The organism is Moraxella caprae DSM 19149 (genome assembly GCF_000426885.1).
GTDB lineage: Bacteria > Pseudomonadota > Gammaproteobacteria > Pseudomonadales > Moraxellaceae > Moraxella > Moraxella caprae.
The window spans coordinates 16697-31173 of record NZ_AUGF01000020.1 but is presented as its reverse complement, the minus strand read 5'-3'; the positions used below and the strand labels follow the sequence as shown (position 1 = coordinate 31173).

Genomic DNA, 14477 nt, shown 5'->3' with positions numbered 1-14477 from the left:
ATTTATTCGCCCCAAAATCCAAATTTAACACAGGGCAAATGTAATTTGCCCTGCACTTATTTTCCAAAATGACAAATAAAAAATCATTCATCACCCCTTAATACACATCACCTGTTTTAAGGTATGCACCACCTCCACCAAATCGGTTTGGTTTGCCATGACCTCATCAATATCTTTATACGCCTGTGGAATCTCGTCCAGCACGCCCTTATCTTTACGGCATTCGATACCGTCCGTCTGAGCGACCAAATCCGCCAAGCCAAACTCACGCACCGCACGCCCACGGCTTAGCCTACGCCCTGCCCCATGCGAACACGAACAAAAACTCTCGCTATTGCCACGCCCACGCACGATATAGGATTTCGCCCCCATAGAGCCGGGGATAATGCCAAGCTCGCCCTCATAGGCACTAATCGCTCCCTTGCGAGTTACATAGACCGAACTGCCAAAATGCGTCTCACGGCTCACATAGTTGTGATGACAGTTTATCGCCTCTTTGGTTACGGTAAAGCGGGGAAATTGTGCGTCTTTGCTTTGTAAGGCTTTGATAATGAGTCTCATCATCTCACGGCGGTTTTCGGTCGCATAGTCCTGAGCCCAGCCCACCGCCTCAATATAATTGTCAAAAAACGGCGTACCCTGTGCCAAATACGACAGCTCACGGTCAGGAATATAACCAAAACACGTCTCATTCACCTTTTTGGCAAGGCTAATAAAATACTCGCCAATACACGAGCCAATCCCACGAGAACCAGAGTGAAGCATAATCCATACGTCATCATTCTCGTCCACGCACAGCTCAATAAAGTGATTGCCACCGCCCAACGTGCCAAGCTGTTTTGCCCACGTTCTGTCAAAGTTACTCATCATTTTTAACAAGCCCTTGTGCTTGTCGGTAATTTTTTTGAGACGAATGGCAAGCGGGTCAAGCGTACTCATTTTTGCCATGATTTGCTTGTGCTTTTCAAAGCCGACAGGAACGTGTTTTTCAATGGCAAGGCGGGCAGGCTTTAGGTTGTCGGGCAACTGCCCTGCCTTGATAGACAGGCGTAGGGCGTTCATACCACAACCAATATCCACGCCCACCGCAGACGGAATGATTGCCGATTTGGTCGGAATCACGCTCCCCACAGTCGCCCCCTTGCCCGCATGAACGTCAGGCATGACGGCGATATGGCTATGGATAAATTGTAGCTGGCTCATCGCGTAGAGCTGATTTAACGCCTTTTGCTCCACGTCTTTGGTAAAGATTTTGACAGGCACGCCATTGTTGCCATTTTCATTTAAAATAAGTCCGATACTCATAAAATTATTTCTCTTTTGAGTTGGTTTGGGGGTTTAGATAAAGAAACATTAAAATTACCACAAATTTATGATATGTAGGTATAGGGACTGGCTCTGCACATCCAATAAAATCATTATATCATCAAGGGTGTGTGCAACACGCCCCTACAAAGCCTGTGATAAATATTAATTTCATTAGGTGTATTTAAAAAAAACCAAATTTTTGATATAAAAACCCCAACCAAAAATCATTCAATTTTTAGCTAATTAAGTAAACACAGATTAAAAAGACAATCCTTCCCCAATCATTTTTAAATATAAAAATGACAAATAAAAGACAATATTTTTGGAAAAGAAAACCGTCAAAATTGATAAAGCAGTTTATCAATTTTTAAGACAAATCTTAGCGATTTTTTGGGCAAATTTTAGACAATAAAAAACGGTGAAAGCCTTGTAGATTAAGGCTTGCCACCGTCTTTATGTGTTTGGCTTGATATAAGGCTTATATCAAAAATGATTTGCCCAAACAGTCAAAACGGCTGGTCTTTTTTGAATTACAAAGATTGTAAGATACAGACATTGTTTTACTCCTATTGCTGTTTGGGTGAATGAAATACACCAAGCGTATTTGGTGCGTGAATGCGTATATGATAAGCGATAAAAATAAAAAGTCAAGGGGTTTTTAAAAATTTTTATAAAAATCCCAAACAGTCATACATATCGCCAACTTTCTTTATCAAAATGAATAATGTCAAATAATGGCACGCTTTTTATGCTGATATTGTCTTTGTCTTTTTCTAAAATTATCATAGAGCCTGTTTCTAATTTGCCTTTTTGATTAAATTCCAATTCTTTGATTTTTACCGATTGGGTAATGCCATTATCAGCAAGTGTTTCATGATAAGGCTCGCCCGTATGCCCATAAAAATGATAACAAAAAGCGATATTATCCAATGCGTCTGCCACGTCAGATGAACCATAACCACGAATACTTTCGATTGGTTTGTCATGAGTGATTAAAATATCCATGTCGCCACAGGTTTTATAGAGCTTTTTTAATTGTTCTCGTTCATAGTTTTGGATAAACGTTTTATGCTCTCGCCCTTTTCTATCGCCAATTCGCCCAATGCCCAATAGGCTAATGCTGTCGGCGTCATTGGTTAATATGAGTGGAAAGCCTGTTTTTAATACCCGAATTTTTTGATAACAATCAATATGAAAATAAGGCAAATTTTTATCGCTGTTATTTTCTAAATTATCCAAAAAATCATGGTCTTCGTGATTGCCACGCACGGCATACATGGGGATATTGAGCGTATTTAAAAATTTGGCAATGTCACTATCCATTTTGACAAAATTATCCATAAAACCCAACTCATCTCTGTCATGTCTGGCGTGTCTTAATGTCGCTTTATCCATGTTGTTTTTTTCAGGAAATACTCCCATGTCGCCACATTGGATAATGGCATCAATCGCTTGTCCTGTCAGGGCTTGATAATAATCCACCAATTTAAAGGGTAATAAAAATTTGCCATGAATGTCCGCAAAAATCGCCAATCTTAGCATATCATTCCTTAATATTTTTAATTAACACCGCCCGATTCTCATCAAACGCATTTAGGGCATTTATCATCATCACTTTTTCATATTGCCAAATATTATTTTTATCAATATTTGCCAAATGAATTTTTTGAGCTTCCAATAAATACGCTCGCTGAGTGCCTTGTAATAATGGTGTATCAGGCGTGTACCAGTGATTGTCTTTTAAAAATAATAAATTGCCAATAGAACAATCCGTAACCAAGCCGTTTTTTATAATGATAATTTCATCACAATCACCCTTTTGGGATAATAACTGATTTAATAAATTTCTATCATCATATTTATAAGCATAATCTATACTATCACATTCTATTATTTTAAAAGACTGAATGGATTTTGGGGCATAATCAAAATATTCTACTTTTGTGCTATATTTATCATAAGTAACACGACAACGGATAAATTTATTGTTAAATTCATCAGGCACACAAATTATATCGGCAATATCATCAATCATGCTTTGACAATGTAAAAATAACTGCCCCTGTTTAAATCGTCTATTGTGATAATCCAGATTTAAAATACGCCCATTATTTATGGCAAGCGTCTCAAAAAGCATGGTTAATCCAGTTTTTTCCATTTAATCTCAACCGCCGTCATCTCGCCCACGACTGTTTGTTTTAGGTCTCGTGCCATGTCAAATTTGGTCGGGGACGTGGGGATATGTACCGCCATAAGCTCGGCTTGGGTCTGCGGATAGCGTGGGTTTTGGGCAGGGTTGGCATAGCCGTGCGGATATATGGGAGAACCGTTTGATAGGTCGTATTTGTCGCTCGCCCCAAAGGCGTGCAAGCTCTCGTGGGCGATGACCACGTTGTTATTGGCAGTTCTTTTTGACACTCCAAACAGATTGACCACGCCAATGCGTCCATTTTGTAGGGCGGTAGATGTCTCGGTGATGATTTTTTTGTCAGGGCTATGATACTGCAAAAATAACCGCAAATTGGTCGGCACGCCAACGTCATGGGCGTTTTTGTAGGTATAATAGCGAAATTTTAAACTCCAAATAATCGCGTCCGTAATTCCGCCATTTCTTGGCACTACAGGGGGCATGGCTTTAACTTCCTGCCCTAGCCGATAATAAAAACTGGCGTTTTGACCGTATTTTTTGCTCTCGGCATTGAGATAAGTCTCTATTTCTTTAAAATCGCTATCAGATAGGCTTGCGATATATTTGGCAACTTCTGGCGAATTATCCATGTTAATGGGATAAATGGCGACATAAACAGGCTTTTGCCAATCGTGGTTTTTATCACGAAAGTTATTGACAGCGACAATAAGCAAAATGCACAGTAGGATAAGAATGCGGATATTTTTGAACATAGGGTTATTTATTATTTTGCCATTATTGATTTATGATTTACTTTGAGTTTAAATATACACCCAAGAAACTTTAAATTACTAAAAACATAATAATGTGTGGACGTAGGGGCGTGCTGTGCACGCCTTGTGCAGTAATGTCATCAAAGGGTGTGCTCAGCACACCCCTACAAACCCGTGGTAAATATTAAGTTCGTTAGGTATAGCTAGGGGCAAATTTAATCCACCCCCATAAATATAAATCACTTTCTCTTCTTATCCCGTTTCTTAAACTCAGCAATACGTTTACGCTCACGCATGACTTTGGCTTTATTTTTAATGATGGGATTTTTTTTGCCTTCGTATGGGTTGGCATTTTGTTTAAATTCTACGTGCAGGGGCGTGCCTTCTAATTTAAACACGTCCCGATACACATTTTCAAGATAACGCTGATAACTTTTTGGCAAACTGCTCGTTTGGTTGCCGTGAATGACGATGACAGGCGGATTATGCCCACCTAAATGAGCATAGCGAAGTTTGATACGGCGACCGCCCACCATTGGCGGTTGATGAGCTTCCACCGCATCCTGCAAAATCTGCGTAAGACGAGACGTAGACACCTTAAACATGGACGCATCGTACGCCTTATGGATAGACGGATACAGATTGCCCACGCCATTGCCGTACAGGGCAGAAATCAGATGAATCTTAACCCACGGAATAAAATGAAAACGTCTGTCCATTTCAATTTTGACAATGTCTTTTTGGTCTTGGCTAAGATTGTCCCATTTGTTAATGGCAATCACAATCGCACGACCTGCGTCCAGAGCATAGCCTAACATATGCAAATCTTGATCAACGATACCTTCGTGTGCGTCAATCACTAGCACAACCACATTGGCATCTTTGATAGCTTGTAGGGTCTTGATAACACTAAATTTTTCTACTTTTTCACCAATCCGCCCACGCCGTCTCACGCCTGCGGTATCAATGAGTGTGTATTGGCGACCTTCTCGCTCAAAGGGAATGTAAATGCTGTCCCTTGTCGTACCTGGCATATCAAACACCACAACACGCTCCTCGCCAAGCAAGCGATTGACCAGCGTGGATTTGCCGACATTAGGTCTGCCGATAATCGCCAGTTTCAAGCCGTCTGTCTCAGGATTTTCGGCGAGCGTCTCGGGCATATCGGCAGTGATGATTTCAAGCAGGCTCGTTACGCCCTTGCCGTGGCTGGCACTTGTCGGAATTGGCTCGCCAAAACCCAAACCAAAAAACTCAGCAATGGACGCTTCGTGTACACCGTCTGTTTTGTTGGTTACCAAAAAGACAGGCTTACCCAGCGTGTGCAAAAACTTGGCAATCTCCTCATCGCTTGGGGTTAGTCCTGCCCGTGCGTCCACGACAAACACGACCATGTCCGCTTCATGAATGGCGGTGTACGACTGTGTTGCCATATAGTCATCAATGTTGCCCTTACCATCATCAGCCTCGCCAATACCGCCTGTATCAATGACGATAAAGGATTTATTTTCAAAAAACACATCGCCATATTGGCGGTCTCGGGTCAGCCCTGCTAGGTCAGCGACTAGGGCTTGGCGGGATTTGGTGAATTGGTTAAACAGCGTGGATTTGCCGACATTGGGGCGACCTATCAGGGCGACTACAGGTTTTAGGGACATGGTGTTCTCGGATTGTTATTTTATAAAACTCACTATTTTAACATAAAATTGACGGGGTATGGTATTTATTGATTTTGCTTACGCCAAACAAAGAACATCACTACATATACGAATGGCGATCAATAAGGTATAATAAGCCATTTAGAGGCATTAAAGAAGCAAAAATGACCGACAAGCACATTCATCATTCACATCATGACGACACCCTTTTGACCCTAAGCCACGCCCAAGCGGTAGTGATTGCCATCAGTGCCATTATCATTTTGGGCGTTACGATGATAGCATGGGGCTTTGTGCCACATTTGTCCTTGCTTTTAGTGATATTGGGCTTACTTATGTTTGGGTTTAGTCGGCGTATCTCCTTTGATGATATGCAAGAGCGTATGATAAAGGGCGTATCCACAGGCATGGGGGCGATTTATCTGTTCTCGTTCATTGGGCTACTGGTGTCCGCTCTTATGATGAGTGGGGCGATTCCAACTTTGATTTATTATGGCTTTAATGTCTTGTCGCCCCAGATGTTTTATTTGTCCGCCTTTATCTTGGCAAGTGTGATTGGCGTGGCATTAGGTAGTGGATTTACCACTTGTGCGACTGTGGGCGTGGCGTTTTTGGGCATGGCCGAAGCCTTTAACGCCAATCCTGCCATCGTCTCAGGGGCGGTGGTCTCAGGGGCGTTGTTTGGCGATAAGATGTCGCCTTTGTCCGACACAACAAGCATTGCCGCCAGTATCGTGGGCATTGACCTATTTGACCACATCAAAAACATGATGTACACCACCATTCCTGCTTGGCTTATCTCGGCGGTGGTGTTTTTTGTGTTATCAGGCGATGGCGGTGCGGACTTGGCGGACGTGGCGGTGTTGCAGGATAGTCTTGTGGCAAGTGGTTTGGTGCATGGCTATGCCCTTATCCCCTTTGCCGTGCTGATTGCCCTTGCTGTCATGCGAGTGAACGCCATTTATGCCATATCAGCAACCATTGCCGTGTCGCTTATCATCACCTATATCCATAGCTCGCCAAGTCTTGCTGAGCTTGGCGGGTGGTTTTTTACAGGGTATAAACCTGCCGAAGGCTTGAAGCTTGGCGATGTGGGGCGACTGGTGTCAAGGGGCGGTTTGGAAAGTATGTTTTTTAGCCAGCTTCTTGTGATTTTGGCATTGAGCTTGGGAGGACTCTTGCACGCTTTGGGGGTGTTGCCTGCTTTATTATCCACCATTCGTCATCTTTTGACTCGTGCCAGTCGTGCGGTATTGACAGCGTCTTTGACGGCATTTGGGGTCAATTTTTTGGTGGGTGAGCAGTATTTGAGCCTATTGTTATCGGGCAATACCTTTGCCCCTGAGTTCAAACGCTTAGGCTTGCACCCCAAAAACTTGGCTCGCACGATAGAAGATTCAGGCACAGTCATCAATCCTTTGGTGCCGTGGGGCGTGTACGGGGTGTTTTTGGCAGGGGTGTTTGGCATACCTGTGCTGGACTATGTGCCGTATGCGGTGTTTTGTTATAGCTGTTTATTTTTGACGCTCTTTTTTGGGTTTACAGGAATCACAATTACAAGGGCTGAACCGACACAGGAGACATGATGAAACTTTATACCTATTTTCGCTCATCGGCAAGCTATCGGGTGCGGATTGCCTTGCACCTAAAAGACTTGGCGTTTGACAGTGTGCCAATTCATCTGGTCAAAGGGGAGCAGGGCATGGCAGAGTATCTTGCCAAAAACCCCAAGGGCTCATCCCTGCTCTTCACGTGGACGGTCGCATCATCACACAGTCGCTTGCGATTTTGGATTATTTAGAAAATGCCTATCCTGCCACACCCCTACTGTCCCAAGACCCCCTTGACCGTGCAAGTGTGTGGGCGGTGTGCCAGATGATAGCGTGCGACACGCACCCGCTTAATAATTTAAAGGCGCTAAAATACCTACAACAACGCCTAAATATTGGCGATGATGACAAGCAGGCGTGGTATGCCCATTGGATACACGAAAACTTTGCTCCGCTTGAAAAACTGCTCCAAAAGACGGCAGGCAACTGCTGTTTTGGCGATACGCCCACGCTGCCGACTGTGTGCTAATACCGCAGGTGTACAATGCCAAACGCTTTGGGGTGGATTTGTCCGCCTATCCAACCATTACCGCCATTCATGAGTATTGCAATACTTTGCCTGCCTTTGTTAAGGCACATCCGAGTGAGCAGGTGGATTGCGATGTTTAGAGAATACGGACTTTTTAGCATATTGCCAATACTAAAACTCTTAAATAAAACCACTTGCATGACAATAAAAAATGATTTAAGATATAAAAAATAACAGGCGTTTAACAAGGAATGTTTATGTTTGCCACTCTTACTAATCTTAGCGTACAACTGGTCAATCGTTACCTACCGTCCCCCTTTGTCTTTTCTGTGGTCTTGACATTCATTGCCTTTATTGCAGGGATTGTTTTGACGGGTCAATCCCCATTGGCGTTGGCTCATCATTGGGGCAATGGCTTGTGGTCGCTTCATAGCTTTGCCATGCAAATGGCACTGATTTTGGTAACGGGCTATGCCTTTGCCAATGCCCCTATTTTTCAAAAGCTATTGGATAAGCTAGCGAGCAAAGTTCACCGTCCCATAACAGCGATTGTGGTTGTTACTTTGGTGGCGATGATTGGTTGTTTGTTAAATTGGGGTTTTGGACTGGTGATTGGGGCAGTATTTGCCAAAGCCCTTGCCAAACGAGTGCGAGGCGTGGATTATCCGCTACTTGTGGCTTCTGCTTATTCGGGCTTTTTGGTGTGGCATGGTGGGTTATCAGGTTCTGTGCCACTCACATTAAGTACAGGGGGCGAGACACTTGCCAAATTATCTGGTGGTACATTGAGTGATGTCGTGCCAATTTCTACGACCATTTTTTCATCTTACAATCTTATTATTGCAGGGCTGATTTTGCTCATTGTGCCGATATTAAATGCACTCATGCACCCAAAAAATCCAACGCTTGTCAATCCAGAACTGATAAAAGATAAGCCGTTAATTTTACCGCCAAATGACACGCCCGCCCAAAAACTAGACGATAGCCGTCTGATGATGATACTATTGATGATGTTGGCAATGGGGTATTTTGCCGTAGAATTTAGCAAAAGCATGAATTTTGGCTTAAATATCGTCATTGGATTGTTTTTATTCATTGGGCTACTTGCTCATGGTACGCTAGAACGCTATTATCGTGCCGTCAATGACGGTATTAGCGGTATCACAGGCATTGTGCTGTTGTTTCCTTTTTATGGGGGAATCATGGGTGTGGTTACAGGGGCGAATGCGGACGGCATATCCATTGGCACGCAAGTTACCAATTTCTTTTTAAATCATGCGTCAAGCGACACTTTCCCCATATTGGCGTTTTTGAGTGCAGGGGTTGTGAACGTCTTTGTGCCGTCAGGGGGTGGTCAGTTTGCGGTGCAAGGTCCTATCATGATGCCAGCAGGTCTTGCCCTTGGAGTTAAGCCTGAAGTTACCGCCATGGCGATTGCTTGGGGTGATGCATGGACAAACATGATACAGCCGTTTTGGGCGTTGCCATTGTTAGGCATTGCAGGTCTTGACGCGAGGGCGATTATGGGCTATTGTCTTATGGTACTTATCGCATCAGGATTGATTATAGCAGGTGGGTTTTATTTTCTAGTTTAATTTTTTGACAAACAAATAAGGAGTTTTTATGTCAAATCCGGTCATCATCTCAGCATCTCGCACGCCCATGGGGGCGTTTCAAGGGGCGTTTGCCAGTCTATCATCGCCACAGCTTGGGGCGGTTGCCATTCGTTCGGTGCTGGATAAAGCAGGCGTGTCCGATGATAAGATAGATGAGGTCATCATGGGATGCGTGCTGTCAGCAGGTGTGGGTCAAGCCCCTGCTCGCCAAGCCATGCGACTTGCCAACATGCCTGACAGCGTCGGGGCAACCATGATAAACAAAGTCTGTGGCTCGGGACTCATGTCTGTCATGACCGCTTGCAACGCCATCAAGGCAGGCGACAAATCTGCTGTCATCGCAGGAGGCATGGACTCCATGACCAACGCCCCATATGCCTTGCCTAAGGCTCGTGGGGGCTTTCGTATGGGGCATGGCGAGGTTCGTGATTTGATGTTTTTTGACGGCTTACAAGATGCCGAATCAGGCAAACTCATGGGTGTATATGCCCAAGAAATGGCGGATAAAAAGGGCTATACTCGCACCCAAATGGACGAGTTTGCCATTTCATCGCTCAAAAAAGCCATGAATGCCATTGATAACGGTTATTTTAAAGACGAAATTTGCCCTGTTACCGTCAGCACTCGCAAGGGCGATGTGGTGGTGGATACAGACGAACAGCCTGCCAATGCCAACATTGACAAAATCCCAACCCTAAAACCTGCCTTTGCTAAAGACGGCACAATCACCCCTGCCAACGCAAGCTCCATCTCAGACGGCGCGTCTGTGGTGCTGGTGGCAAGCGCTGAATTTGGCAAAGCCAATAACCTACCTGTACTGGCTCGGATTGTCGCCCACGCAAGCCACGCCCAGCATCCAAGCGAGTTTACCATTGCCCCTGTCGGTGCGATGCAAAAGGTGCTTGATAAGGCAGGGTGGACGGCAAAAGACGTGGACGTATGGGAGATTAACGAAGCCTTTGCCATGGTCACATTATCCGCCATTGACGCATTTGAGTTGGATGCTGATAAAGTCAATATTCATGGCGGTGCGTGTGCCTTAGGGCACCCTTTAGGGTCATCGGGGGCGAGAATTTTGGTAACGCTCATTCACGCCCTAAAACGAGTGGGCGGTAAAAAAGGCGTTGCCAGTTTGTGTATTGGTGGCGGTGAGGCGGTGGCTATGGCGATTGAGTTGGTGTGATTTTTGATTTTCAAGGACTGTACAGGGTTAATTTAGTGGGTTTTTACTCAATGTTTTATGATGTTTATGAAACTCACAAAAAAATCAACCCAATCCAAACATGACAATCATGGAGTGATTTATCATGAGTATTCTGGCTATTATTATCTCTCTTGTGCTTTTAATGTACTTTGCTTATCGGGGTTGGTCGGTATTGATACTGGCTCCACTCATGGCAGCGTTAGCAGTCATCTTATCAGGTGATGGTGTACTGCTTTTGCCTGCCTACACTGAAACATTCATGAAGGCGCTAGGCGGATATTTATTAAAATTTTTCCCCGTATTTCTATTAGGAGCGTTATTTGGACAGCTCATGGCGGATTCTGGTGCAGCTACGACTATTGCCAATACTATTACCGAAAAATTAGGTGCCAGCAGGGCAATTTTGGTGGTGGTTTTGGTCTGTGGCATCCTGACATACGGTGGCGTATCGCTTTTTGTGGTGGCGTTTTCTATTTATCCCATTTCAAAAGCTCTATTTAGGCAAGCAGACATCCCTAAACGCTTAATACCTGCCAGTATTGCTCTTGGTTCGTTTACCTTTACCATGACCGCTTTACCTGGCACGCCTGCTATTCAAAATGCCATTCCTATTCCGTATTATCAGACAAATGCCTTTGCCGCACCTATTTTGGGGTTAATTGGTGGTTTTATCATGTTTGTATTGGGAACTTGGTGGTTGCAAAGCCGTGCCAACTTAGCCAAAAAAACAGGAGAAGGCTATGGCAACCATATAGATGATGACACCAAACTTTTAAGTTCCAACATGTCATTTGTGTTGGCGGCACTTCCACTCATTTTAGTGATTGCCATTAATGCTTTACTGACTTATGGCGTGTTTCCCAACATGGATTTTGGGGCGATTACTGCCAAATTTCCCGAACTTGAAATCAAAGCCAATCTTGGCTTATGGTCTATCATCATCGCTCTATTAACATCATGCTCTGTACTTATTTTATTAAATTTAAGACACTTCAAGAAGCTACAAGAATCAGTTAATAAAGGCGTCTATGGCTCCATGTTACCTATTTTTAATACCGCATCAGAAGTCGGTTATGGAGCAGTCATTGCCACGATGGCGGGATTTGCCATCATTCGGGATAACATTCTTAACATTTCACCAAACAACCCTTTGGTTTCTGAAGCGGTTGCCATGAGTGTTTTGGCAGGCATTACAGGCTCATCATCAGGTGGGCTAAGCATTGCCCTACAAACGCTCGGCGAAGATTACCTGAGACTTGCCATTGAGCATAACATAGATCCAGAGTTGCTACATAGAGTTGCTGTCATGGCGGCAGGCGGTCTAGATACCCTACCACATTCTGGTGCGGTCATTACATTGTTTGCCATTTGTCACCTAACACACAAGCAATCTTATGTAAATCTTGCTATTGTTACCATAGCTATTCCAATTCTAGCAACCATATGTATTATTATGCTGGGCACATTCTTTGATTCTTTTTAATATCATGACACAAAGGAGTATGAATGATGAATCATGACCTAAAAAACAAAACCGCTTTTATTACAGGGGCAGGTGGTGGTATTGGAAGGCAAATTGCACTTGAATTTGCCAAAGCAGGGGCAACGATTGGTGTGGCTGACATAAACTTAGACCACGCCCACGGTGTTTGCGATGAAATAAAAACCTTAGGTGGTCAAGCAAAAGCCATATTGCTGGATGTCACACAAGAAAATCAGGTAAATCAAACCATTGATGATTTTGTGGCAGAATATGGGGCTTTGGATACTTTAATATCCAATGCAGGCATTCAAATCATCAATCCCATTGATAAGCTTGCTTATAATGATTGGAAAAAAATGCTTGCCATACATTTGGATGGTGCTTTTTTGACCACAAAAGCCGCCCTAAAACATATGTATGCAAAAAACTCTGGCACTGTCATTTATATGGGTTCGGTGCATTCTCACGAAGCATCAGCGTTAAAATCCCCTTACGTTACCGCCAAACATGGACTTTTGGGATTATGCCGCACGCTTGCCAAAGAAGGAGTAAAACATAATGTCCGCTCTCATGTTATCTGTCCTGGTTTTGTCAAAACACCATTGGTAGAAAAACAAATCCCTGAACAGGCTCGTGAAAAAGGCATTAGTGAAGAAGAGGTGGTAAAAAATATCATGTTAGGCTCTACTGTGGATGGTGAATTTACTACCACTGATGATGTGGCAGCTCTGGCATTATTTTTGGCAAGTTTTCCAACCAATGTATTTACAGGACAGTCCTTTATTGCCAGTCATGGCTGGTCAATGAAATAAATCAACCATACTTTTAACCTTAGGAGTCATCATGACAAAAGTATATGACAACGCCCAAGCCGCTCTGGCTGATATTGTAAAAGATGGTCAAACCATTGCCGTAGGTGGCTTTGGGCTGTGTGGTATCCCCGAAGCTCTTATTTCGGCTCTAAGAGAGACAGGCGTAAAAAACCTAACCTGTATCAGTAATAACGCAGGCGTGGATGATTTTGGGCTTGGGCTACTTCTAAAAAGTCGCCAAATCAAAAAAATGATCGCGTCTTATGTGGGCGAGAACAAGGAATTTGAACGCCAATTTTTGTCAGGTGAGCTTGAAGTGGAGCTTACCCCACAAGGCACGCTTGCCGAAAAACTTCGTGCAGGCGGGGCGGGCATTCCTGCTTTTTTTACCAAAACAGGCGTGGGAACAAAGGTTGCTGAAGGCAAAGAAGTGCGTGAATTTGACGGGGTAGAATATCTCATGGAACGCTCACTTGTCGCTGATGTGTCGCTTGTCAAGGCATATAAAGCGGACAAAATGGGCAATCTCATTTTTAGAAAAACTGCCCGTAACTTCAACCCCGATGTCGCGACCGCAGGTAAAATCACGGTCGTGGAAGTCGAAGAGCTTGTGGAGATAGGCGAGATTGACCCTGACGAGATTCATCTGTCAGGCATTTATGTACATCGTATCGTGGTCAATGCCACGCCCGAAAAACGCATTGAACAACGCACCATTAGACAACAATCATAGGGGGAACTCATGGCTTGGACAAGAGAGCAAATGGCACGCCGTGCCAGTTTGGAATTACAAGACGGTTATTATGTGAATTTGGGCATTGGTTTGCCAACATTGGTTGCCAACTACATTCCAGATGGCATGACGGTCATGCTTCAATCAGAAAATGGACTTTTGGGCATTGGGGCGTTCCCCACCGAGAGCGAGCTTGATGCTGATTTAATCAACGCAGGTAAGCAAACGGTAACCGCTCAACAGGGGGCGAGCTTTTTTAGCTCATCGCAGTCTTTTGGCATGATACGGGGCGGCAAGGTCAATCTTGCCATTTTGGGGGCAATGGAAGTTTCCGAAAAGGGCGATTTGGCAAATTGGATGATACCAAACAAAATGGTCAAGGGCATGGGCGGAGCGATGGATTTGGTCGCAGGCGTGGGGCGTGTTATTGTGCTTATGGAGCAGGTCAATAAACATGGCGAGCCGAAGATTTTGCCTGAGTGCCAGCTTCCTCTGACAGGTAAGGGCGTGGTTAATCGCATCATTACCGAGCTTGGGGTGTATGACGTTACCGATAAGGGGCTTGTTTTGGTGGAGCTTGCTGATGGCGTAACGTTTGATGATGTGCAAAGGGTGACGCCTGTTACAGTACATCAAGCCTAACAACAAATAGGCAAATAACAAATAAAGGGGTGATATTCTCA

At 44.2% G+C, this 14477-nt stretch carries 12 protein-coding genes and 1 pseudogene; 8 read left to right on the top strand and 5 right to left on the bottom strand.

The features are described 5' to 3' along the window. Window positions 1–90: 90 nt before the first annotated feature. The 5 genes from K941_RS0107255 to der form a co-directional block, all read right to left on the bottom strand. Window positions 91–1305 carry an RtcB family protein gene (locus K941_RS0107255; RefSeq protein WP_029103098.1) on the bottom strand — a complete coding sequence of 405 codons (1215 nt, stop codon included), beginning with the start codon at window positions 1303–1305 and terminating at the stop codon, window positions 91–93. Window positions 1306–1995: 690 nt separating this feature from the next. Continuing rightward, complete coding sequence (locus K941_RS0107250) at window positions 1996–2850, bottom strand: metallophosphoesterase family protein (RefSeq protein WP_029103097.1); 855 nt, start codon at window positions 2848–2850, stop codon at window positions 1996–1998. Between the two features lies 1 nt (window position 2851). Beyond that, a complete protein-coding gene (locus K941_RS15080) occupies window positions 2852–3445 on the bottom strand; it encodes an aminotransferase class IV family protein (RefSeq protein WP_167539592.1) in 594 nt (197 codons plus the stop codon). Between the two features lie 2 nt (window positions 3446–3447). Next, complete coding sequence (locus K941_RS0107240; protein WP_029103096.1) at window positions 3448–4209, bottom strand: hypothetical protein; 762 nt, start codon at window positions 4207–4209, stop codon at window positions 3448–3450. Window positions 4210–4448: 239 nt separating this feature from the next. Further along, a complete protein-coding gene (der, locus tag K941_RS0107235) occupies window positions 4449–5867 on the bottom strand; it encodes a ribosome biogenesis GTPase Der (protein WP_029103095.1) in 1419 nt (472 codons plus the stop codon). A gap of 164 nt (window positions 5868–6031) precedes the next feature. On the opposite strand from der, the gene nhaC reads away from it, so the two are divergent. From nhaC to K941_RS0107195, 8 genes and pseudogenes are all read left to right on the top strand, one after another. Next, window positions 6032–7453 (top strand): Na+/H+ antiporter NhaC, encoded by a 1422-nt coding sequence (nhaC, locus tag K941_RS0107230; RefSeq protein WP_036387798.1) that lies wholly within the window; start codon window positions 6032–6034, stop codon window positions 7451–7453. After that, window positions 7453–8086: pseudogene (maiA, locus tag K941_RS15075) on the top strand (maleylacetoacetate isomerase). The gene nhaC and the pseudogene maiA overlap by 1 nt, the downstream one beginning before the upstream one ends. 117 nt (window positions 8087–8203) lie before the next feature. After that, window positions 8204–9541, top strand: a complete 1338-nt coding sequence (locus K941_RS0107220; RefSeq protein ID WP_029103093.1) for a short-chain fatty acid transporter — start codon at window positions 8204–8206, stop codon at window positions 9539–9541. Window positions 9542–9569: 28 nt separating this feature from the next. Then, window positions 9570–10745: a thiolase family protein gene (locus K941_RS0107215; RefSeq protein WP_029103092.1), complete on the top strand. Its 1176-nt coding sequence runs from the start codon at window positions 9570–9572 to the stop codon at window positions 10743–10745. A gap of 121 nt (window positions 10746–10866) precedes the next feature. Next, entirely contained in the window at window positions 10867–12249 is a 1383-nt protein-coding gene (locus K941_RS0107210) for a GntP family permease (protein WP_029103091.1), read from the top strand. Between the two features lie 23 nt (window positions 12250–12272). Next, window positions 12273–13061 (top strand): 3-hydroxybutyrate dehydrogenase, encoded by a 789-nt coding sequence (locus K941_RS0107205; RefSeq protein WP_036387796.1) that lies wholly within the window; start codon window positions 12273–12275, stop codon window positions 13059–13061. A gap of 28 nt (window positions 13062–13089) precedes the next feature. Further along, entirely contained in the window at window positions 13090–13794 is a 705-nt protein-coding gene (locus K941_RS0107200; RefSeq protein WP_208854366.1) for a CoA transferase subunit A, read from the top strand. Window positions 13795–13803: 9 nt separating this feature from the next. Continuing rightward, window positions 13804–14436, top strand: a complete 633-nt coding sequence (locus tag K941_RS0107195; RefSeq protein WP_029103088.1) for a 3-oxoacid CoA-transferase subunit B — start codon at window positions 13804–13806, stop codon at window positions 14434–14436. The last annotated feature ends 41 nt before the right edge of the window (window positions 14437–14477 follow it).